The sequence below is a fragment of the Verrucomicrobiota bacterium genome (assembly GCA_016871535.1).
Lineage (GTDB): Bacteria > Verrucomicrobiota > Verrucomicrobiia > Limisphaerales > SIBE01 > VHCZ01.
This window is the reverse complement of record VHCZ01000061.1, coordinates 1-21,283: the sequence shown is the minus strand read 5'-3', so window position 1 is coordinate 21,283 and position 21,283 is coordinate 1. Positions and strand designations below refer to the sequence as shown.

General features: G+C 59.7%; 19 protein-coding genes. 7 read left to right on the top strand and 12 right to left on the bottom strand.

Annotated elements, in window-relative coordinates:
- Positions 1-144: 144 nt before the first annotated feature.
- From FJ398_10565 to FJ398_10545, 5 genes are all read right to left on the bottom strand, one after another.
- Positions 145-1,110, bottom strand: a complete 966-nt coding sequence (locus FJ398_10565; protein MBM3838390.1) for a M48 family metallopeptidase — start codon at positions 1,108-1,110, stop codon at positions 145-147.
- Positions 1,049-4,207: a preprotein translocase subunit SecA gene (gene secA, locus FJ398_10560; GenBank protein ID MBM3838389.1), complete on the bottom strand. Its 3,159-nt coding sequence runs from the start codon at positions 4,205-4,207 to the stop codon at positions 1,049-1,051. Before secA ends, FJ398_10565 begins: the two co-directional genes overlap by 62 nt.
- Positions 4,208-4,680: 473 nt before the next feature.
- Positions 4,681-6,615, bottom strand: coding sequence for a cytochrome C biogenesis protein (locus tag FJ398_10555; GenBank protein ID MBM3838388.1), 1,935 nt, complete (start codon positions 6,613-6,615; stop codon positions 4,681-4,683).
- 8 nt (positions 6,616-6,623) lie between these two features.
- Positions 6,624-7,811 (bottom strand): ResB protein required for cytochrome C biosynthesis, encoded by a 1,188-nt coding sequence (locus tag FJ398_10550; protein ID MBM3838387.1) that lies wholly within the window; start codon positions 7,809-7,811, stop codon positions 6,624-6,626.
- A complete protein-coding gene (locus FJ398_10545) occupies positions 7,801-9,138 on the bottom strand; it encodes a hypothetical protein (GenBank protein ID MBM3838386.1) in 1,338 nt (445 codons plus the stop codon). Before FJ398_10545 ends, FJ398_10550 begins: the two co-directional genes overlap by 11 nt.
- 59 nt (positions 9,139-9,197) lie before the next feature.
- Between FJ398_10545 and FJ398_10540 the strand changes: the two genes are divergently transcribed.
- The 3 genes from FJ398_10540 (at position 9,198) to FJ398_10530 (ending at position 11,768) form a co-directional block, all read left to right on the top strand.
- Positions 9,198-10,205, top strand: a complete 1,008-nt coding sequence (locus tag FJ398_10540) for a threonylcarbamoyl-AMP synthase (GenBank protein MBM3838385.1) — start codon at positions 9,198-9,200, stop codon at positions 10,203-10,205.
- Positions 10,206-10,524: 319 nt separating this feature from the next.
- On the top strand, positions 10,525-11,028 hold the full coding sequence (locus FJ398_10535) for a tetratricopeptide repeat protein (protein MBM3838384.1): 504 nt from the start codon (positions 10,525-10,527) through the stop codon (positions 11,026-11,028).
- Positions 11,029-11,120: 92 nt separating this feature from the next.
- Entirely contained in the window at positions 11,121-11,768 is a 648-nt protein-coding gene (locus FJ398_10530; GenBank protein MBM3838383.1) for a DNA-3-methyladenine glycosylase 2 family protein, read from the top strand.
- Between the two features lie 109 nt (positions 11,769-11,877).
- Here the strand turns inward: FJ398_10530 and FJ398_10525 are convergent, their stop codons facing one another.
- Positions 11,878-12,471, bottom strand: coding sequence for a uracil-DNA glycosylase (locus tag FJ398_10525; protein ID MBM3838382.1), 594 nt, complete (start codon positions 12,469-12,471; stop codon positions 11,878-11,880).
- A gap of 599 nt (positions 12,472-13,070) precedes the next feature.
- Between FJ398_10525 and FJ398_10520 the strand changes: the two genes are divergently transcribed.
- From FJ398_10520 to FJ398_10505, 4 genes are all read left to right on the top strand, one after another.
- The gene (locus FJ398_10520) at positions 13,071-14,354 is read left to right on the top strand and encodes a hypothetical protein (protein ID MBM3838381.1); all 1,284 of its coding nucleotides are present in this window, start codon (positions 13,071-13,073) and stop codon (positions 14,352-14,354) included.
- Positions 14,355-14,542: 188 nt separating this feature from the next.
- Positions 14,543-15,109 carry a DUF4126 domain-containing protein gene (locus tag FJ398_10515; protein MBM3838380.1) on the top strand — a complete coding sequence of 189 codons (567 nt, stop codon included), beginning with the start codon at positions 14,543-14,545 and terminating at the stop codon, positions 15,107-15,109.
- 105 nt (positions 15,110-15,214) lie between these two features.
- Positions 15,215-16,015, top strand: a complete 801-nt coding sequence (locus FJ398_10510; GenBank protein MBM3838379.1) for a c-type cytochrome — start codon at positions 15,215-15,217, stop codon at positions 16,013-16,015.
- A gap of 197 nt (positions 16,016-16,212) precedes the next feature.
- Complete coding sequence (locus tag FJ398_10505) at positions 16,213-18,390, top strand: hypothetical protein (protein ID MBM3838378.1); 2,178 nt, start codon at positions 16,213-16,215, stop codon at positions 18,388-18,390.
- Between the two features lie 12 nt (positions 18,391-18,402).
- On the opposite strand, the gene FJ398_10500 is transcribed toward FJ398_10505, so the two are convergent.
- From FJ398_10500 to FJ398_10475, 6 genes are all read right to left on the bottom strand, one after another.
- On the bottom strand, positions 18,403-18,666 hold the full coding sequence (locus FJ398_10500; protein ID MBM3838377.1) for a hypothetical protein: 264 nt from the start codon (positions 18,664-18,666) through the stop codon (positions 18,403-18,405).
- Positions 18,663-18,980 carry a hypothetical protein gene (locus FJ398_10495; GenBank protein ID MBM3838376.1) on the bottom strand — a complete coding sequence of 106 codons (318 nt, stop codon included), beginning with the start codon at positions 18,978-18,980 and terminating at the stop codon, positions 18,663-18,665. The genes FJ398_10500 and FJ398_10495 overlap by 4 nt, the downstream gene beginning before the upstream one ends.
- A 97-nt stretch (positions 18,981-19,077) precedes the next feature.
- Positions 19,078-19,455, bottom strand: coding sequence for a hypothetical protein (locus tag FJ398_10490; protein ID MBM3838375.1), 378 nt, complete (start codon positions 19,453-19,455; stop codon positions 19,078-19,080).
- 78 nt (positions 19,456-19,533) lie between these two features.
- Positions 19,534-20,376 carry a hypothetical protein gene (locus tag FJ398_10485; GenBank protein MBM3838374.1) on the bottom strand — a complete coding sequence of 281 codons (843 nt, stop codon included), beginning with the start codon at positions 20,374-20,376 and terminating at the stop codon, positions 19,534-19,536.
- An 88-nt stretch (positions 20,377-20,464) separates the two neighbouring features.
- Positions 20,465-20,659 (bottom strand): type II toxin-antitoxin system Phd/YefM family antitoxin, encoded by a 195-nt coding sequence (locus tag FJ398_10480; GenBank protein MBM3838373.1) that lies wholly within the window; start codon positions 20,657-20,659, stop codon positions 20,465-20,467.
- Between the two features lie 8 nt (positions 20,660-20,667).
- A complete protein-coding gene (locus FJ398_10475) occupies positions 20,668-20,796 on the bottom strand; it encodes a hypothetical protein (GenBank protein MBM3838372.1) in 129 nt (42 codons plus the stop codon).
- Positions 20,797-21,283: the final 487 nt, after the last annotated feature.

Genomic DNA, 21,283 nt, shown 5'->3' with positions numbered 1-21,283 from the left:
CAAACACACAAAAACTGAACGCGTTGCCAAAGAAGCGTCCTCATCCAGCCGGTGAAACGTCTCTCCGGGTTCAACAACTCTCCTTTCGTGCCTTTCGTGTGTTTCGTCGGCTCTTCAAGCCGCATTGAGTGTAATTGCCGGCTGCTACATCCTCAGGAGCGACGAATGCCGCTTCAGCCAGCGCTCCGCCTCTGTGAACTCCGGACAGACGCGGGCCACCTCCCGCCAGAAACGCCGGGAGTGGTTCATTTCGCGCAGGTGCATCAGCTCGTGCAAGATGATGTAGTCCGACACGAAGGCCGGGGTCTGGACCAGACGCCAGTTCAACGAAAGGCTGCCGCGGCGGGAACACGAACCCCAGCGCGTCCGCTGATTGCGCACTGTCACTCGCCGAACGATCAAATCGTGCCGCGAGGCCAGCTCGAACACGCGCGGCGGAAGCTCCCGCTCGGCCAATCGGCGAAGGCATCGCTCCACCGCGGGCCGCAAATCTTGCGCGGGCGACTCGCGAGGCAACTCGCCTGCCACGGTCGGCGGCCCGCCGATCGGAAATGCGGAAGGCCGCCTCTCGGAAAGGCCGTCATTATTGACTCCAGGCGTCGATGACATTCCGTCCGGCGAGTCGCCGGGCGGCACAGGCGGGTCGCCTGTGCTACCCCAGGTCGAATTCTCAGACGCGTACCCTGATATCTGGAACGATTCACCTCCCAGCCGGATGGTTGCAGCCGTCCCATCAACGCCGGCTTCGAGACGAACCAATTCGCCTCGGAACAGAACCTCCGAGCCAAGGGTCCACGCCGCAGGACGCACCGGCCGCGTTTCGAGGCGCTGCAACTGACGCGCCAGCCAGGCCGTGTGCCGCTCGGCGAATTCCTTCGCGGCATGAACCGAGCCGCCTCGGGGGATCGTGACGCGGGCGACTCCATCCGGACGCAGCCGCAGCACATAACGCCGCGCGCGAGGATTGCGGACGAGCGCGAGAGGAATCTGGCGTTGGCCGACCAAAAGCGCAGCCGCAAGACCTTTGATCAGACTACCTTCAGCCGAGTCAGCCATTCTTGCCGCAGCACTGCTTGTATTTCTTGCCGCTGCCGCACGGACAGGGATCATTGCGTCCCACTTTTGGACCCGTCCGCACTGGTTTGGCCTTCGAGAGCGCTTCGGTCGCTTCGCTGACCATGTCGCTCGGCTTGGGGGCGGCCGTGCTGGATGGGCGTTCTCCGAATGCGCTGGTCTCCTGATGAACGGTCCTTTGCGGAAGGTTCCGGAGGAACTGGTCGAACGCCATCAAGCTGGATGCGCTGCGGAAGATGTTGTGGCAAATCTCGGTCTTGATGTTGACCATCAATTCCTCGAAAACCTTGAAGGCTTCCGCCTTATATTCGATCAGCGGATCGCGCTGGCCATAAGCGCGCAGGCCAATGCTGTTCCGCAAGCTGTCCATCCCGTAGAGGTGCTCCTGCCAGAGCTTATCGATCGCGCTGAGAATCGTGTAACGCTCGATCGCCTTCAGCGCATCGGGATTCTCGAAACTGATCTTCAGTTTGTACGCCTCTCGAACCTTGCTTGAAATAAAATGGCAGACCGCGAATTGCGCGGCACTCAGGCCGTCGAAGAGCGAACCCGGCACCGGCTCTTCACTCCCGCTGTTCGCGGCTTTGGTGATCTCGCTCTCGGGGATGCCCAGTGGAAACGTCAGGTTGATCCAATCCGCCAGAGCTCGCAGTCTCCAGTCCTCCGGACCTTGGGTGGGCGAAGTAAACTCTTGAACCTTCTGAAGGACGACTTCCTCCATCACGTCCATCAAGCGGTCCTGAACGTCGTCGGAATGAATGATTTCATTGCGGAAGCCGTAGATGACTTCCCGCTGCTTGTTCATCACGTCGTCGTATTCCAGCGTCCGCTTGCGAATCTGAAAGTTGTGCTGCTCGACTCGCTTCTGCGCGGTTTCGATGGAACGATTGAGCAACGGGTGTTCGAGTTCCTGGCCTTCTTCGTATCCCATCCTCTCCATCAATTTCACAATCTTGTCGGAGCCGAAAAGGCGCATCAGGTCATCTTCAAGTCCGATGAAGAAGTGCGATGAGCCTGGATCGCCTTGCCGCGCGCAACGGCCACGCAACTGGCGGTCAATCCGGCGCGCTTCGTGACGCTCCGTCCCGATCACGTGCAATCCGCCGAGATCAGGAACGCCTTGCCCCAGTTTGATGTCCGTGCCTCGACCAGCCATGTTCGTGGCGATCGTGACTGCTCCGCGCTGCCCGGCGAGCGAGACAATTTCTGCCTCGCGCTGGTGGTATTTCGCGTTCAAGACCGAATGCGGAATTCCGACGCGATTCAACAACCTGGATAAATGCTCGCTCACCTCGACCGAGATGGTGCCCACCAGGATTGGCCGGCCCTCGCCATGGATGGCCTGGATTTCTCTGAGCACAGCCTCGTATTTCTCGCGCCTGGTCTTGTACACCGTATCGTGGGCGTCCCGGCGGCAGACCGGCTTGTTCGTGGGAATGACGAGCACGCCCAATTTGTAAATATCGTAGAATTCAGAGGCCTCCGTCTCCGCCGTTCCTGTCATGCCCGCCAGTTTCTGGTACATGCGGAAATAGTTTTGGATCGTGATCGTGGCCAGCGTTTGCGTTTCGCGTTCGATCTCGACGCATTCCTTGGCTTCCACGGCCTGGTGCAATCCGTCGCTCCACCGGCGGCCGGTCATCAGGCGCCCGGTGTTTTCATCGACGATGATGACTTTGTTGTCCTGGACGACGTATTGAACGTCCTTTTGATATAGAGAATAGGCCTTCAGCAACTGGGAGATGGTATGGATTTGCTGCGCCTTGCGCTCGAAGTCGGCCTGCAACTTCGCCTTCATCTCGACCCGCTGGCGAAGTTCCGCGTCCTGCTTCGCGTCAATCTCGTGGAATTGAGTGATCAGGTCTGGCAAAACAAACGCGTCGGGATCTTTCGGACTCAGGAAATTCCGGCCTTTTTCCGTCAAGTCGGCTTCGTGGCCTTTCTCGTCGATCGCAAAGAACAATTCCTCCTTTTGTTCGTAGAGCATCTTCTTGGACTGGTCCGCGTGAAGTTTCATCTCCGCCGTGTTCATCATGCGGTGGTTTTCCGGCTCTTCCAAAACCTTCAGCAAGCCTTCGGATCGGGGATTGCCCAGCTTGACGCGATAGAGCAGCAGACCGATCTGGTGCTCCACCTCGCCCGGGTTTTGCGGATTGGAACCGTCGGTTGGCCGAAGTTGTCGGAGCAAAGATTCCGCCTCCGACAGAAACCGATTGCAGAGCTTCTCCTGCGCCCGGACCAGCGACTCCACCGCCGGTTTGAATTTGTCGTACTGGTTATCCACGTTGACGACCGCGGGGCCGCTGATGATCAACGGCGTGCGGGCTTCGTCGATGAGGATCGAATCGACTTCGTCCACGATGGCGTACCAGTGGCCGCGCTGGACTTGCTCCTCTTTGCGCGTGGCCATGCCGTTGTCGCGGAGGTAATCGAACCCGAATTCGGCGTTGGTCCCGTAAGTGATGTCGCAATGATACTGCTCGCGCCGGACGTTCGGCGGCTGATCGTGCAAAATGCAGCCAACCGTCAAGCCGAGGAATTGGTACACCGCTCCCATCCATTCGCTGTCCCGCGCCGCGAGGTAATCGTTCACCGTCACCACGTGAACTCCATATCCGGCCAGCGCGTTCAGATAAACCGGCAGCGTGGCCACGAGTGTCTTGCCTTCGCCGGTGGCCATTTCCGCGATCGTGCCCCGGTGCAGCGCCATGCCGCCGATCAATTGCACGTCAAACGGCACCATATCCCACTTCAGCGGGTGCCCCCGGACGATGATCTCCTGTCCCAGGAGGCGCCGGCAGGCGTTTTTCACGGCCGCAAAAGCTTCCGGAAGCAATTCGTCGAGAATCTGCTGCTCGATATCCTTGGCCTTACGCCGTTCAATTTTGGCCTCGTCAGCGCGCAATTCGGATTCGAGCTGGCGCGCTTGCGCCAGGATTTCGGGGACTCCGCGTTCTTGCGACGCCTTTTCAATGCGCTCCTTGAATTCCTCCGTTTTGGCTCGGAGTTGTTCGTCAGTCAGCGACTGATACTGCTGCTCAATCTCGTTGATCCGGGTCACGAATGGCCGGAGCTTTCGGACCTCGCGGTCGTTTTTTGACCCAAGTATTTTTTTGATGATGAAACCAATCATGGCAACGTCGGAAATTTCCGGCTAGACACGCTACGGGAAGAGCCGAGAGGCGTCAAAAGGATTTGGAGGCCGCCTGGCCGCCTGTAGCCGCCTGTATCCCCTCAGTTGAGTTAGTAAAGGTGGGGCGAGACTCCTGCCGAGCCAATGCCATCGAAGAAAAGCTCCGCTGGAGCGTCGCTCCACCGTCGTTAAAAGGGGTTACAGCCGCCTTGGCCGCCGTTTTGAGCATTTTAAGCCAGAAAGCGAAATCGCCCCAGCCCTCCGGGGCGGGGCGGCGCCTGGCCGGCTGCGGCGTTGCTCGTCGGTCACAGCCCCAAAACGGGGATGCTCCCTCCTCGCGCCTTGCATCCGGCCAGGCGGCGCTCCCGCCAAAACCGGAAGTTATTTTTGCACAGACCCTATGATGAGTTTCGCCGTGGAACGGTTGAGCGTTGCCGGGAATATCTCCGAAAGAACCGGCCCGCCTGAGACCTTCAGGCATTTGCCGGCGCCGTCTTTCCACGCCCGCCCGGCGGACGCACCGGAGAAGTTCCGTTACTCAGGCGTTCGCGGAAGCTCAGCCAGTAGGTTTGCGGCATGAGGCCCAGGGCGATCAGCAGAAGCTGGCTGCCGATGAACAGCATCAACCACCGGAACGCCGCGTCGGTGAAGCCGTACGAATGCAGGCCGATGCCCAGCATGTTCACCCCGAACCACGACCACGCCGTCACGATGTTGCCGACCACCGCCAGGTTCATCAGCCCGCGTTCTTTGACCATGCCGCCCCACCGCGCGTGCAGGATCAGCGCATTCCAAAGCACGATGATCAGCGCGCCGTTCTCCTTCGGGTCCCACCCCCAGAATCGACCCCAGGATTGATCGGCCCAGATTCCGCCCAGGACGGTGCCGACGAAGCTGAACAGCGTCGCGAAGCAAATAATCCCGTACACCATTCGCGACAGCGCCTTCCCAACGACCTCGGTCAGCGTCCGCGTAAATACCCCGCGCACCAGGTACACGATGGCCAGGAAGCCCGCCACAAACGTCGAGGAATAGCCAAGCGTGATGACGACCACGTGCGTTGCCAGCCAGAAATTGGTGTCCAGCACGGCGCGCATCATTTCCATGGTATCCCCTCCCAGCGAGAGGTTGTGCGCGATTATTAACGTGATGAAGCCCACGGCCGAAGCCACCACTGACCCGATGCCGTCCTTGTAGAATCGTTCCAGAATCATTCCGAGCACCACCGCGCCCCAGCCGATGAAAACCGCTGACGAATACAGATTCGTCACCGGGGGCCGGCCTTCGAGCAACATGCGGTATAGCAAACCGGCGGTCTGAACGACGAAGGCCACGCCGATCAATCCAAAAGCCGCGCGCCGCAGCCAATCCGAAAGGTTGAACCACGAAGCGCACGCGAGCAGAAACGCCAGCACATAAACAACCAGCGATTTGTAGAACAGAGCCAGCGCGTTGAAGTAATGCTCCCGCTGCGCCTTGGCGAGTTCCGGAGCATACTTGTCCGCGATCGACGCCCGGTAATCCGCCACCGCCTTGTTGAAGTCCGCGATCCGGCCTTCGCGAAAGGCGCCGGCCATCGAGGCATAGACATTTACAGCCGCGGGCAAGGAATGCCCGTGGACAATCTCGATCATCGCCTCGCCCATGCGCATCCATTGGTCGCGCGCAGATTCGGCGTGGATCGGCGGCACCAGCAGCGGCGTGCCCATCCGAGTCATCGCGTCGAATCGCGTGACATAGCCGGTGAACAGGTCGTAAGCTTTCTTGTCGTAATCCTTCTCCGCCTGTTGCGCCCGGAACGCCGCCATTCCGGCTTCCACCGAGCTCAAGTATCCGTTCAGTTCCTTGGACACATTTTCCCAGTTTTCCGGAAACACCGTGTTCTTGAGCCGCATGTAAAGGAAGAGCCGGCTCTGCAATTTCATCACCGCTTGCTCGAAGGGCGAGCGATGCGCCGGCTCGATCCCGGAGATGCGGTCCGTCTGCTTCTGCAGCTCTTCGTGGGCGGGCCAGATTTGATTCCACGAATAATGCTTGCCGTCCTGGCGTTTCTCGGGATCGGCGTCGGGCAAGCGCAGCAAGCTGCGCACTTCCGGGTGGTCCACACGAAACACCGGCATCTCGTCGGCCTGTTTCGGGGCCATCATCACATGCATCAGCCATTCCGTGGCGGAAAGGATGCGCGGAGATTCGGACACTTTTTTCCACGGCTCCAGGTTCGCGGTCTGTTTCTCGCGAATCTGGGCCAGCGAATTGCGCGCGAGCGAATCGAGCGGTTGAAAGCGTCCGTTCGATATCACAGGCAACTTGCCGAATTCCTGCACCGCCCACGCGCCCTCTGGGTCGCGCGGCGCGCGGAACGCCGAAAGGACCCAGAGCGCGCACACGCCAACGATGATTCCCGGCAACCATTTTTTCATGCAATCCTCCGTTTCTTGATGAACCCGGCCAAATGCATCATGAATTGAATGACCAAGCCTCCGCCGACCAGCACGCATGCCAGGTAGGGCGTCAGCCAGCTTGGATTGCGCACCACTTGCAGCACGCTCGTGCCTCGGTTGCGATCCAACTCGTCGCTTCCCATCTGATACTGGTAAAAGGTCAAACCCTCGTAGCGCAGCGGATTGTTCATGTAAATGTCCACCTCGCGCGACTCGCGAGTTTTGGGATTCTCAATGCGCACACGGCTCTGGAAGTTTTTCGGAATACCCTGCGGATTGGCGGACGATCTCGTCCCGGGATAAACCTCGTGCGTGGTCTTCAGCAACTGCACGGAGAAGCGATGATACTCGCGCTCGAAGCGCAGGCTCATCCGCCAACTGCGGTCCCCCACTTTAACTTCTTGCTCGTCGAGAGTGACTTGACCTACCCACGTGCCCAGCGAGCCTTGCGGACCAACCAACTCGAGGACCGCGGCCGGGAGATTCCGCTCGTCTGTCGTCCTGGTTTCTGGCACGGGCACCAGCGTTATCTTCGGGCCGTACCCCGCCGTGGCCGGCGGCGGGTTGGTATCCATCATCGGCGCCCGTTGCCGCACCCGCGAGTTGATATGGAGTTGCTCGACGCGAACTATGAACGGAAGCTTTTCATGCCGAATCTCGCCCTTCTCAGCCAACACGGACTGCGGAATGGCCACGACTTCTTCTTCGTCCGGGTTTTCGCAGTTGGTGACGAAAGCGATCTCGGTGCTCATCGAACTGCTCGAATAATGCCGCGACTCTCCCTCGGCGAAACTCATCTGCGTCTCGCGCGACAGCAAATCCGTCGCGAGCTGGCCCAGCAACAGCAAGATGATGCCGACGTGCGTCACGTGAATGCCGAGCTTCTTCCAGGTCAGTTGGAAACGTTTGATGTGGGTCAGCACCAGGTTCACCACCAACACCGTGCCGACCAGGTACCCGCCAGGGAAAATCGGGATTTGCCACGCGGCTCCGGTGGGTCCCCACCAGATGAAGAAGCTGCGAAACCAGCGGTTCTGCGCGATGTACAGCCCTTCGCTCACTTGCGCCAGCGTGCCGAGGAAAACCAGCACGATCCCCAGCGACAGGCAGACCACCGTCAGCTTCAGTGATGTCAGGAACAGGATGATCTTGTTACGCTCCATTGGAATGCCTGGCCGTTTGGATGAACTTCAGGAACGCTGCCTTCTCCTGCTCCGCCACCGCTTCGTCGCCCATCAGCTTGTAGAACCACGTTTGGCCGCCTTGTGGAAAAATCACTCCGACCAAGCGCGCTTTGCGTCCGGTTTTGGCGTCCTGTCCGCTCATATCGACTAACATCGCTTTGCCTTCGGCAAGGTCAAGAGGGCTGACTTGCTTCGCCGCCTCAGACTCGGACAATTCCGGCAACGCAAGTTGCTTCCGCCAACGATTCACATTCCCGGCTACTCCCCCTGCCGCGCCCCCAAAGACGCTCACGGTTACCTCGGCTCTGGAATCAGCGCCACCGGACAAGATGAACTTCGCCAGCAGAAACTCCGTCGGCGGCACTTCCTGCCAGCTTTGCGGCACTTCCCACTTTGGCTTGCGCGACGACGCGCTCGAACCCGCATCCAAAGTGCCGCTGGCCGAATTCCCCGCGACCTCAGTCTGGCCACTGACTTCGTGAAACTCGATGGATTTCAAGAAATCGAGAAAGGCGGTCTTCTGTGACGCCACGAGTGAGGCGCTGCCGGCCATTTTGAAAAACCACGTCGTGCCTGCGCGCGGGAAGACCGCCAGCACAATTTGATTGGTCTGAGCCTCGCCGCTCGATGCCGTCGCGCCGCTCAAATCCACCAAACGCGCCGAGGATTCGCCGATTTGAACGGTTTCAGCGAGCTTTTCGACCTCCTGGTCGCCGATTGGAGTCAGGCCTGAGCTCTGGCGCACGATGTTCACCAGCAAACTCAAATTGCTGGCGCTTTCGCCGGGCATGGGCATGACCGACACTTCGGCGCCCTGGCCTTCGTTTCCCGGAATCCAGAAACTGGCGATGCTCATGCGGCCGGGACCGCGTTCCTCCCAGCTCGGCGGCAACTGCCATCCCAGCTTGGGAAAGTTGCGGGGCGCGTGCTCGTGCGTCGAGGCGGTCGAAACGGCGGTTTTCTCCTTGGGAGCCCGATAGACTCGAATTTCCTCCCGGCTACAACCAGTCACGAACGCAGCCAGCAACAGAACCAACCCGGCACGCCTTCCCATGAACCGTTCCTCCGGACTGCGGCCTTTAGGCCGCTTCAACGCCGAACTCCAGAGCCAGGCCGGAAGCAGCCTGAAGGCCGCGGTCCGCGCGGGCTTCGGTTCATGGGCCGCATGCCTGGATTCTTGTCCGCGGACGTTTGCCATGAACACCCCGGTAGGGCTGCGTTGCCGCGCAGACGATTTGCTGTCGATGCGGCACTGCAGCACCGCCCTGCCCTCGGCAGGACGGAGTTGGTTTGACACTTGTTTCAACACAATAACGACGATAGAACCACTTTGACGAAACTAACGTGCGGTTTATTCCCCAGGCAATGGAAAAGTGCAAAGTCCTGGCCACACACACGCCCGGTTTGCTCGCCGCCGCGGTGCAAGAAGCGGTTCGGCTCCTGCGCGCGGGCGAGGTCGTGGTTTTGCCCACCGAGACCGTATACGGCCTGGCGGCCAATGCCCTCGACGCGACTGCCGTCGAGAAGATCTTCGCCGTGAAAGGCCGCCCAGCGCACAATCCGATCATCGTCCATGTGGTCAGCCTGGAAATGGCCCAACGCTGCGTCAAAGAATGGCCTCCGCTGGCGGCGAAGTTAGCCAATGCCTTTTGGCCAGGGCCGCTGACCTTGGTCCTGCCACGCGCGGATCGGATTCCTGACCCTGTCACGGCGCGAGGTCCGACGGTCGGCGTGCGTTGGCCGCGTCACCCGGTTATCGAAGCGGTCATTCGGGCGTGCGGTTTTCCGCTGGCTGCGCCCAGCGCCAACCTTTCCGGGCAGGTTTCGCCAACCACCGCGGAGGACGCGCGGAGCGGTCTGTGCGGAAAAGTCCAGCTTGTGCTCGACGGCGGCCCGGCCCAGGTCGGAATCGAATCCACCGTGCTGGATCTGACCACCCTGCCAGCGCGAATGCTTCGACCGGGGATGATTCCGGTTGAATCCCTCGCGGCGGTGACCGGCGATCTGGTTGCTGTTGAGTCCCGGCCGGACGAGGTTTTGCGCAGCCCCGGCTTGTTGCACAGGCATTACGCTCCCAAAGCCAGACTGGTCGTATGGTCCTGGACCAACGACGCCGACCTGAAATCCCAAATTTCAAATCTCAAATTCGAAATCAATGAGACGTTTGTGATCGCGCATTCGCGCCTCCCGGGCGAAACGGGCTATGGCCAGATCTGCGTGCTCCCACGCGACCCGGAAGCCTTCGGGCGCGCGCTGTATTCGGAGTGGCACCGATGTGATGCCGCCGGCGCTAAACTGATCGTCGTGGAAGCGCCGCCGGAAAACGTGGCGTGGCAAGCCATCGCGGACCGTCTCCGCCGCGCCTCGGCGTAGCGTCGGAACGATTCACATCAGATGGGGAGCGCACGCGCCCTCGCGTGCTTTGGTCGGCGCCCCCGCCGACCAAAGTCTTCCATGCGAAAGAGCAATCGTCTGATGAGATGGTTTCTCCGACAATCCGACTGGCGAGGGCGCCAGCCGGAACCCGCGGGGGCGCGTGTGCTCCCCGATTCCAACTGAATCGTTCCGGTTACTCCGAATGATTTGCATTCAGCAATGGAAGTTGCAGCGGATTTCAAATTCGGCTCTCGGATTTTCAAAAACGCGCGCCCATGCTTGTCTCCATTAAGGCCAGGGATTACTGTGTGCGCCGATGACGAAGTTGGAACCGCCCGATACCCATTTCCTCTCCGCGGCCATTGGTTGGATCGAATTGGCCGACTGCAACGAAGCGCGCGCGGAGTTGGCTCGAATTTCGCCTGCATTTCAAAACCATCCGGACGTTCTCCAGGTCAACTGGCTCATCGCGGCCAGCGAGCAGAACTGGAAAGCGGCCCTCGACGTGGCGCGCACTCTGATTCAAGCGCAACCGGACCGTTCCTCTGGTTGGCTGCACCAGGCCTATGCTCTGCGCCGCGTGTCGGATGGCGGACTGCAGGCTGCCTGGGAAGCGTTGCTGCCGGCGGCGGATCAATTCCCCGAGGAACCGACCATTCCTTACAACCTTTCCTGTTACGCCTGCCAAATGGGCTGGCTCGACGACGCCAGGAAATGGCTTCGGCGCGCTTTGGAGCGCGGTGATCGCTCCGGCATCAAACTCATGGCGCTATCCGATCCGGATCTCAAGCGGCTCTGGGCCGAAATCAAAACGTGGTAAATGGGCCATGACTCCAAGAATCGCGCGCAAGGAGCGCGGGCAGCCTGCCCGCCCGCTTCTCGAAAGTCTCGCCAAACCGCCGTGCGGACAAGCTGTCCGCGCTCCTTCGCGCATCCATCGTGCATGATCCCCGCCCAATTGAAGCCGGCTTGAATCATCTTCGCGCCGCGGACCCTGTCCTTCGCGGCGTGATCGATCAAGTCGGGCCGTTCCGGCTGAAGCTGCAACGGAATCGCTTTCGCTCCTTGGTTCGCTCCATCATCGCGCAGCAGATTTCCGGAAGCGCGGCGCGGTCGATCAACGAAAGGCTGCGCCGGCTCCTCGTGCCTCGCCGCATCACTCCGAAGAACCTCGCGCAATTGACGCCCGCGCAAATGCGGAGCGCCGGCCTTTCTCCTCAAAAGAGCGCCTACCTTTCTGATCTCTCGGCAAAAGTGCTGGAAGGCCGCGTGCGCCTGGCGAAGCTGGCTCGCCTGCCGGACGAAGAGGTCGTCGCGGAATTGGTTCAAATCAAAGGCATCGGCGTCTGGACGGCGCAGATGTTTTTGATTTTTTCTCTGGGCCGCGTGGACGTCTTTCCGCACCAGGATCTGGGCATCCGCACGGCGCTGCGGAATCTTTACCGGTTGCCCGATTTGCCGGACAAGGAAACCGGGCACGAAATCGCCAGGCCCTGGCGGCCCTTCGCAACTTTGGGAAGCTGGTATTGCTGGCGCAGTCTTGAGCTACGCGAACAGTAGGAATCTGACTTTGAAAACTCAGAAGAATGTCTCCCGGATTTCTAACCACGGATGGACACGGATAAACACGGATTTAATTTCTTCTCTTCTTATCCGTGTGAATCCGTGTTCATCCGTGGTTGGACAAAATTCCCTTTGTTGCCTTCTGTTTGGGCCAATTCCGACGGATCTCCCGAAAAGCTGTCTGCTCCGCGATCAACGCCAGCGCCTGCCGGAGCAAGCTTTTGCCCGGTTCGATGCGATGCCACGGCGAGGCGCCGGAAGGATGCGGCAACGGCACAAGATCGAACGTGCGCTTAAAGTGACGCACGCTAAACTTGCGGCCGATCACTTCGTCCAGCTTGCCGTGGGGAAGGAATTGTTCGATGGCCAGTTTCCCGACCGGGATCACCAATGCGGGCTTTAGAATCTCCACTTCATTCTTCAACCACGACGAGCAGTTGCGCACTTCTTCTCCGGATGGCACGCGGTCGCCGCCGGTGGGCTTTTTCCCTGGAAAACATCGGCACACCGCCGCCATGTAAATCGACGTCCGGAACTGCGCTTCGGTCATCCCGACCGTTTCTTCAAACCAGCGAAACAAGGTTCGCCCGGCTGTCCAGGCGAACGGCCGGCCCAGAACCGGTTCTTTGTCCCCCGGCGCCTGGCCGACGAGCAACACTTTGCTCAAGACCGGACCGCACGTGACGACGGGCTTGTGCATCTGCGGGCAAAGCCGACAAGCTCTGAGCCGCCGCAGATGCTCTTCAAGCAATCGCGCCGGAAGCGGACCCTTTCCGTCGCCCCGGAGCGAAGAACGTTGAACGCATGAACTGCTCACTGACAACTGGCAACTGACAACTGGCAACTGATCACTGATTACTCCCTACGGCATCCATAATGTGCAGACCGCGGGATTGACGACAGATCGACCGGAGAACCGTAGCGCAGATTTTCAATCTGCTCTATCGCCGATTTCCAATCGGCAGGGCGCCGGCAAGTCCCAGCGTGCTCGGACTGGGAGACGCCCCGCAGAATACAATTCTGCGATACGGCAGAGTGCAACTCTGCGCTACGAGCTTTGTCGTCCATCCCGCGGACCTAGCAGTAACTGAGGCGATACCGCTCGCCGATCCATTCCCAGATTCGACTCATTCCGTTTCAAACACCGCGTCTCGATTCGAGTTTCAGGACCCGTATCGCCGAAATCGTCGCCACCCGCCCAAAGGCTCCTCCTCGTAATCCTCATGTTAATCTCAATCCTCTCTGCGAGCTTTGGACGAAACCTCGACATGAACCTGCGCGCGTGTTACACCGCGCCCCATGAACTGCGCAGGATGTCTTCGAAAAACTCTGCTGCCTTCTCTGGTCGCGTTGATCCTCCCGCTGCAACTCTGGGCGGAATTTCGCGCGGGAATCGCGGTGCGGATTGTCACGCCGGATCCCTTGCTGCCCGTATCCGGGGGCGTCGGGCCCTCTCACCCGACGACGAGAAAGGAAGGAGACCTCACGGTGCGCGCTTTGGTTTTGGAAAATGGCGAGACACGCGTCGCCATCGTAGGGGCTGATTTCCTGGGTTTCCCGGCCACCCTCGGCAATAAAGTCCGCAGCCAGGTCAAGGGCATTCCGGGCGAAAACATTCTCATCGGCGCCACCCACACCCACAGCGCGCCGGACTGCTATGGGTTCCCGGATGGCCAGGGGGGATTCGCTTCCGATTTGAAATACCTCGAATGGGTCTGCGCAAAGATGGCGGAGGCGATGAACGAAGCGGTTTCCAAGCTGCAACCCGCGGGCTTGAAGATCGCCACCGGCGAAGCCAAAGGAAGAATCGCCTACAACTACTACGCGCCGCAACTTTACGACCCGCGTTGCCACGTGATTCAAGCGATTGGCCGGGACGGCAAACCGTTCGCCACGCTCGTCAATTACGCGGTGCACCCGGAAGTGCTGGGTTCCGGACAGGGCATTCTCAGTCCGGATTTGGCAGGCCCACTCTATGAGCGCATTCACGAGAAAGGGGGCGGCACCGCCCTCTTCATGAACAGCGCGCAGGGCGGAATGGTCACGGCGGACAACCGCGGCCCCGAAGGCAAGGATATGCGGACCTGGCCAGAGTGCGTGCGGATCGGCCAGTTGCTCGCAGACGAAGCGCTGCGCATTGCCGACTCCGCCTCGATTCAGCGCGATCCGCAATTGTTTTGCGCCTCCCGGTCAGTCAGTTTCCCGGTTGAATCCCCGATGCTCCTGGCAGTCTTGAAAATGTCGCCACTGGGCCACAATGCCGACAACTCGGGCCGGGTCACGACTCGCATCAACCTCGTGAACGTGGGGAATGCGCAAATCCTTACCATCCCTGGCGAAGCCCTGCCGAACATCGGCTACTATCTGAAACGGAAAATGCGTGGCGCACACAACTTCCTGTTCGGCCTGACGAACGACGCCTTCGGTTACATCCTGACCCGGGAGGACTGGGGCAGCTTCAAGCGTTACGAATATGTCTCGCGCGTTTGCCTCGGCGAGATGACGGGCCAGATTTACATCGACGAAGCGCTCAAACTGGTGGAGCGGTCGCCCCGGCCGGAACAGGCGGACGCGAGGCCGTGAGAGTAAGCTGAAACAAACAGGGTTGGCTCTGTGTTCTCTGCGTGCGTCCGGCATGCGTCGCTTCGGTCGCTTCGGCTGGACTTTTGTCGCCCGGGCATTACGTTGCACGCTGAAGCGGCAGTTCGCGCGTAAAGTGGCGACCTGACTGGCTTGCGGAAGGCCTAACTGAGCTAAACATTAAGAACCATATGGAAACGATTCTGAGTCTTTGCGTGGGCGTCGGCTTGAGCGCCGCGTGCGGTTTTCGCGTCTTTGTCCCTCTGCTCGTCATGAGTATCGCGTCGTATTCGGGACACCTCACACTTGCGTCGTCCTTCCAGTGGATCGGCTCCGAACCGGCGCTGATCGCCTTTGGCGTGGCGACGGTTTTGGAGATCGCGGGGTATTATGTCCCCTGGGTCGATAATTTCTTGGACACGGTGGCCAGCCCGGCCGCCGTGGTTGCGGGAACTATCGTCACAGCCTCGATGATAACGGACGTTAGCCCATTCCTGAAATGGACGCTGGCGGTCATCGCCGGCGGCGGCGCGGCGGGTTTGGTGCAGGCGACGACCGTTTTGGGCCGTGGCGCTTCAACCGTCTCGACGGGGGGACTGGCGAACCCTGTGTTTGCCACGGCTGAGCTTGGCGGCTCGATTGTGGCCTCCGTGCTTTCCATCGTCGCGCCGATCCTGGCGATTGGCCTGGTTGTGCTGGTGGTGTTCCTGCTCACGCGAAAATATCTACAGACGAAGGCCCAGAGACCGGCGGTTTAGCTGGCGACGCCGCCGCATCGACTGAAGACCGTCTGCGCGGCAACGCAGCCCTGCCACGTCTGTGGGGGAAGTTCCCTTGATCTCAGAACGACTTGAAGCGGCCAGATGACGAAAGGTTGGTTCCAACCGCTTTTGGCTGCCCTGTTGTCAGCAGGCGCCTGCTTCGCGGATTCGCAATCCTTTTCGCAAGCGCTCGTCTGGGACGCGACCGCGAAGTGCTACGAGGCCAAACGCGGCGAGACGAACACGGTTTTCGTTTTCAACCTCACCAACAGATCCCACTGGAGGGGCGTCGAAATCAATGGCGCCAGCACGACCTGCGGTTGCACGGTGGTGAAGCGTGCCCGTACCCCTTGGCTGATCCCTCCGGGCGGGACCGACCAGTTTGAGATCCAGGTGGATTTGCGCGGCAAACAGGGCCTTCTCAGCAAGATGACCCGCGTGGTCACTTCCAGCGGCGTGTTCGAGGTCGCGATCAACGTCCACATCCCTGAGCCCACCTCGGAAGAACGGCGGCGGATGTTCGGCATCCTGGTCGCGCAAGCGGACCGCCAGGCGGTTTTCAAAGGAGATTGCGCGAAATGCCACCTCCAGCCTGCCATCGGCAAAAAGGGAGCCGAACTTTACAAAGTCGCGTGCGCCATCTGTCACGAAGCAAAACACCGCGCCGAAATGGTGCCGGACCTGGCGGCCGTAAAGACACCATTTGATCCGAGCTATTGGGAGACCTGGGTGCGAAACGGAAAGCCGGGCACACTGATGCCGGCGTTTTCGAAATCTGCGGAAGGGCCGCTCGACGAGGAACAAATCCGTTCGCTGGTCGAGTTCCTCAGCGAACATTTTCGGCAATCGCGACCGAGCCTCGTTGGGGAACATTCGAGCGCAAAGACGGTCGGCGTTCCCTGAGAAGTGTTGGCCTCCAGCCTTTGCCTCAACGCTCGATGACTGCGCATCCAAAAGTAGGCCAGGCATCCTGCCTGGCTAAATCTAAACAGAAGGCAACCAAGGTAACGAAGCCTTTGTTCTCTTCGTTTCCTTTTGTGAAGAACGCTAAAGCCCATTGCTCCAAAACTTGTTCACTCGTTTCATTCCATCGCGCCAGGTTGTCTGCGCTCCTCCTGTTGTCCGGATCGGTCTTGTGCGTCCTCATAGCCGCCGCGGCTGACAATCCCCGCATTCTGGACGGGCGCAGCTATCATCTGGGCACCGCCGGTTCCCCGGAGTGGGATTACTTCGAGGGCAAAACCCCGCACAACCGCGGATTGGAAGTTCGCTTTTCCGCCCAGCCCAACGAGCGCGAAGCCACGCTCTTCGTGTACCAGGACGACGTGAAGCTGGATTGGGGCGTCGCGCTCAATGGAAAAAGGGTCGGCAGTCTGGTCTTGATGGAGGCGCCGCTCATTAACGCGGTCCGCATCCCGGCCGGCGCTTTGCGCAGTGGCGAAAACATTCTCGCAATCCTGCCGCCCAAGGCCATCGACGACATCATCGTGGGCGAGTTCGAACTCGATCTTCGGCCCGGCCGCGAAGCCATTGAGCAATCCTGGCTGGAAATCCAGGTCACTGGAGACTCTCGCCGCGAAGAACTTCCGTGCCGCCTCACGATTGTCAGGGAGACGGGCGAATTGGTCCCGCTTTCCGCGGGCGAAGAACACAGGCTCGCGGTGCGGCCCGGAGTGGTCTATACGCCGGACGGCAAGGCGCGCGTCGGCACGCGGCCCGGCCCGATTACGATCTACGCCACACGCGGCTTCGAATACAGCCTGGCCACGACGAACCTGATTCTGGCCGCCAGGGAAACTCGCCGGGTCGAGCTCCAGCTCCGCCGCGAAGTGCCCACGCCCGGCCTGGTCAGCAGCGACACTCACATCCACACTTTCACGCACAGCCAGCACGGCGATGCGACATTGGACGAGCGCGCCATCACGCTGGCCGGCGAAGGCATCGAATTGCCCATCGCCACCGACCACGAGTCTCTCACGGACTTTGCGGAACCGGCCCGGCGCATGGCGGTGGAGAAATTCTTCACGCCGGTCATCGGTTGCGAGACCACCACGGCGAAGGGCCATTTCAACCATTTCCCGATCACGGCCGGGAGCAAGGCTCCCGACGCTCGAATCGTGGAATGGCCTCGTTTGATGGAAGCGATCCGTTCCACGCCGGGCGTCCGCGTGGTCATCCTGAACCATCCGCGCAACGTCCACAGCAATTTCCAGCCGTTCGCTGCGACGAATTTCAATGCGGTCACCGGCGAGAACAAACGAGGGTTTGAATTCAGCTTCGACGCCATTGAAGTGTGCAATTCCTCGGCGTTGCAGTCCGATTTGATGCTCGGTTTTCACGATTGGCTTGCGCTCTTGAATTACGGACATCGCGTCGCAGCCGTTGGTTCCAGCGACGGCCACGATGTGAGCCGCTACATCGTGGGGCAGGGCCGCAGCTACGTCGCGTGTGAGGATCGCGAGCCGGGCCGCATCGATGTCGGCGTGGCCTGCGAAAGTTTTTTGAAAGGGCGCGTTCTGGTCAGCCTGGGATTGCTGGCCCAGATGAAAGTCGATCGAGAATTCGGCGTCGGAGATCTTGCAACGGGCCTGGGACGCCGCATTCGCGTGGAAGCAACCGTGCTGGGCCCGTCGTGGGTCACGGCGGATCGAGTCGAACTTTACGCCAACGGCGTGAAGATTCGGGAACAGAAGATCGACCCGGTTACAGACACCCTCTCCCCCTCGGAGGGGCAGAGGGATGGGGTGAGGGGCCGCGTTCGCGGGGAGAAAAGCGGCAAGGGAGCCTCCGACTTGCGAAAGACATCGGCGGGGCTCGCCGTCCGGCCCGCAGACGGAATCAAGACCAGCGTCACCTGGCTCATTCCCCGGCCCCGGCACGATGTGCATCTGGTCGCGATTGCTTCCGGACCCGGAGTTCGCGCGCCGTATTGGGGCATCGCGCGACCGTATCAACCGAGTTCGCGTGTCTGGAACCCACGCGTCATCGGCGCGACCAATCCCATCTGGATCGACGCGGACGGAGACGGGAAGTTCAGTTCCGCGCGAACTTATGCGCAGACGCTCGTCCGGCGACATGGAACCGGCGCGCGCGGATTGTTGCGGGCGCTCGCCCCGTACGACGAAGCCGTCGCGGCGCAAGCGGCCTGCTTGATTCAGAAAGCCGGCGCCGATTTGCACAGCTCTGAATTCACCCGCCAATTGAAAGCCGCTCCCGCTCCCGTCCGGCGCGGCTTTGAAGCCTTCCTCCAGGCCGAGCGGCGCGCCGCTCCGCGATAGCCACAGACGCGCTCAAATCTGTCGCTCCAATATCTTCATGGCTTTGGCTTCGAGACGATGGCTTTTGTTTGCGGAGAGATGGCTTGAATCCAGAAAAGGCGCCGGGGTTTCCGCCGTGGCATTGGCGCCCGTGTCCACGAGAAACCGGCCTGCGAGCGGGCGCGCCCCACGCAGAACCAGGGTCGCTGGCACGTAAGGCAACAGCGCCTGGAGTTTCAGCGGCACGCGCTCGCCGTTGCCCCGGTAGCGGAAGCGTCTGCGGTCATGAAGCGTCATACGCTGGCGCGGATAGTCCAGTTCCACAACGAACGCGGTGAAAAGCCGGCGCCCAGGATTCCGTCAATCTTGCATCCGATGACCGATTCCAGGTTCGTGAGAATGGTCGCGCCAATTCGGCCGGGCCTGTAACTGGCGCCGTCCAACTCAAATGCCGCGCCTTCACAAAGGGAGTGCCCCGAAGTCGCGTTCAAGCGCATCGCGCCGACTCTCTTGATCCCCAGCGCCACCCGATGCGCCTCCTGAATCAGGTCCAATTGCGCGCCGGAATCCAACAGGAATCGGAGCGGCCCGGCGCCATTCACCCGCTCCATCCAGCTAACGGAGGTGCCGATTAGCCCCGGTGAAATCAAAACGCATGAAATCCGAGACGCTCACGGCTGTTGGATCGAGCGATTTGTTGACCAGTCATCAGTCTGAACGCTCATCCGGAAAACGATCCACCACCGTCAGCTCACCAAGTATCTCGTCATGATAACCCTTCTCGATCCAATTACCTGAAAGGGCAATCCCGCCATCGCGCCGATAAACTCTGAACGATACGGTCCCGCTTGTGGGATCAGTGGTGTGACAAACCGAAAATGTGCCACTGAACTGGTCAGGACCGACGCGCGACAGCTTCATCGTGTAAACGTACGAATGCTGAGGAGCACCACAATCACAATCGATCACGAACTCGTCCGGTGAGCGAAACAAAGCCCGCTGGACTTTGAAGCGATCGAATCTCTGCTCGCCTGGATAGAGCCACGTCAAATGTCCGACAAGCTTGATGGGGTATTTCGGAGTCATTACTGGTCTAACGTACCGGGTGAGCGACCGCCGCCGACAGCGCCCTCCAGCCATGTCTGGTGGTGTTCATAAATCCGATCATGTTAAAACCGAGACGCTCAGCGGCGGTTCGCTCGACTCGCTGTTAGCCTCTCCAAACGGCATGAAACCAACCTCAATCCGAATGTCTTGCTGGACTGGAATCTCAAGGTCTCGCGCCAGAAATCGATGTGGCTGCAATGATCCGAAGCCATTGGCCCACATGAATAACTCAACTCCTCTGGCACTCGGAAAATACTGAATCCCACCGGCTCTGAGATCCGGGAACTGCCTCCGCATATCGTCGAGAGCACCAAAAAGAAAGGTCCCAATAAGTCCGTGCTCATACAAACCGAACATGGAGTGACCAAGAATCGTCGCCCAGTCCTCGCTCGCTCCAAAATCCATCACGCTTCTATAGGCCTCCAACGTAATAAACATATTACAACCCTGCCTGTGCTCTTCGACGCCCATCGAAACCATGCGTCCATCGAAAACTTTCTTCATTCCGGAATAAAGGACGTAATGGGTCCGAATCTGGTATGTGGTGAGCTCGGCTATCAACTTCAGAAAAGATGCTCCGCGATCATCGCGTGAGACTGTGCTTCTCGATGAAGCCAGAACTCCTCCGAAATTCTCGCATGCGAGAGGATCTTCAGTAAATGAACCCTCCTCAAGTACCTCCTTCAAAACTTTGGGATGCACGCTTCCGGGTTGGTCAATCTGATTTCCCAACCGCTTCGTTACGATTTCGAAAATGCGGCTGACGTTTTCCACTCGTCTTTGAGTCCAATTGCGAAGGCCAATACCAACATAGTCTGCGGTCGGCCCCAGGATTCTCTCTACCACTTTAGCACCGCCAATCGCGGAGCCGAGGATTGTTAAACCGGTTGCTGGTTCCATAAGAGGCTAACACCAGAACTGAGCGACGCGGGCGGCCCAGCGCGTCGGCATTGCCAACTGGTGCGGGCCGCCCGCGTTCGCTCCAGATTCACTCTCCCAACTCCTTGAGAACTTCATCCAGTAACCGCGTCGGCTCCGCGCCAGCCGAGGCTTTCTCCTCTCGGAGCAGCCGAAGATCGTGGTAATCCTCCAACTCCTCCTGGAGGCGAAGAAACTCATCATACGGAAGAACCACGAACTCCTTCCGTCCGTCTTTCTCGATAATCTGCGGATGAATGCTCATAGAATGTCTCATCGGTACGCGTCTCTTCGATGCCGGATACGATAGACGACAACCCGGTCCCCTGCGACCTCGAAAAGCACTCGCCAGTTGCCAGCGCGCATCCGATATTCGGGAAAATGGTTGCTTAACCGCTTCACGTCCCCTCGAAGGCCATCCTCAAGCCAACGTCAATTCGACCCGGTACTTCACTGTTCGCGGAGGATCACTTGGTTATCCGAACGTTCCGGCTCACCGACGCCGGGCCAAGGGTGTTCGATTGTCAACCGAGGCGCTATCCCGGCGTTCGGTGCAGCCGGTTTGATACTCCCAGCCAAGCCCTTCTGGTGATTTGATATCACCGGGGCCAATCGGGCGGAGAGAGTTCAGGTCGTTCTTCCAGCTTTTCTTCTGCTTCGATTCGCTTCTGACGTTCGGTTACATACAGTGGGAACGCGCTCACTGAGCCCGTATGAGGTCTGCTCGACAGAGATGGAACTTCGGTCACTCTCTCAGCCGTGCCCTCCCTTAGAGCCTGTCCGAAAATTCAGGAAGGCGTAATTCGCTGGGATCGCATGCAAAAAAATCGATGAGAACATGAGAAAAGACTTGATTTTGGCGGTGGGGCGCGGCTGGCCACTTTTAAGC

Bases quoted from the DNA above. Each gene is read 5' to 3' on its own strand.
- FJ398_10565 (MBM3838390.1), bottom strand. From the start codon at position 1,110: ATGATCCCTGTCCGTGCGGCAGCGGCAAGAAATACAAGCAGTGCTGCG.
- secA (MBM3838389.1), bottom strand. From the start codon at position 4,207: ATGATTGGTTTCATCATCAAAAAAATACTTGGGTCAAAAAACGACCGC.
- FJ398_10550 (MBM3838387.1), bottom strand. From the start codon at position 7,811: ATGGAGCGTAACAAGATCATCCTGTTCCTGACATCACTGAAGCTGACG.
- FJ398_10540 (MBM3838385.1), top strand. From the start codon at position 9,198: ATGGAAAAGTGCAAAGTCCTGGCCACACACACGCCCGGTTTGCTCGCC.
- FJ398_10535 (MBM3838384.1), top strand. From the start codon at position 10,525: ATGACGAAGTTGGAACCGCCCGATACCCATTTCCTCTCCGCGGCCATT.
- FJ398_10525 (MBM3838382.1), bottom strand. From the start codon at position 12,471: ATGCACAAGCCCGTCGTCACGTGCGGTCCGGTCTTGAGCAAAGTGTTG.
- FJ398_10520 (MBM3838381.1), top strand. From the start codon at position 13,071: ATGAACTGCGCAGGATGTCTTCGAAAAACTCTGCTGCCTTCTCTGGTC.
- FJ398_10515 (MBM3838380.1), top strand. From the start codon at position 14,543: ATGGAAACGATTCTGAGTCTTTGCGTGGGCGTCGGCTTGAGCGCCGCG.
- FJ398_10510 (MBM3838379.1), top strand. From the start codon at position 15,215: ATGACGAAAGGTTGGTTCCAACCGCTTTTGGCTGCCCTGTTGTCAGCA.
- FJ398_10500 (MBM3838377.1), bottom strand. From the start codon at position 18,666: ATGACGCTTCATGACCGCAGACGCTTCCGCTACCGGGGCAACGGCGAG.
- FJ398_10495 (MBM3838376.1), bottom strand. From the start codon at position 18,980: ATGGAGCGGGTGAATGGCGCCGGGCCGCTCCGATTCCTGTTGGATTCC.
- FJ398_10490 (MBM3838375.1), bottom strand. From the start codon at position 19,455: ATGACTCCGAAATACCCCATCAAGCTTGTCGGACATTTGACGTGGCTC.
- FJ398_10485 (MBM3838374.1), bottom strand. From the start codon at position 20,376: ATGGAACCAGCAACCGGTTTAACAATCCTCGGCTCCGCGATTGGCGGT.
- FJ398_10480 (MBM3838373.1), bottom strand. From the start codon at position 20,659: ATGAGCATTCATCCGCAGATTATCGAGAAAGACGGACGGAAGGAGTTC.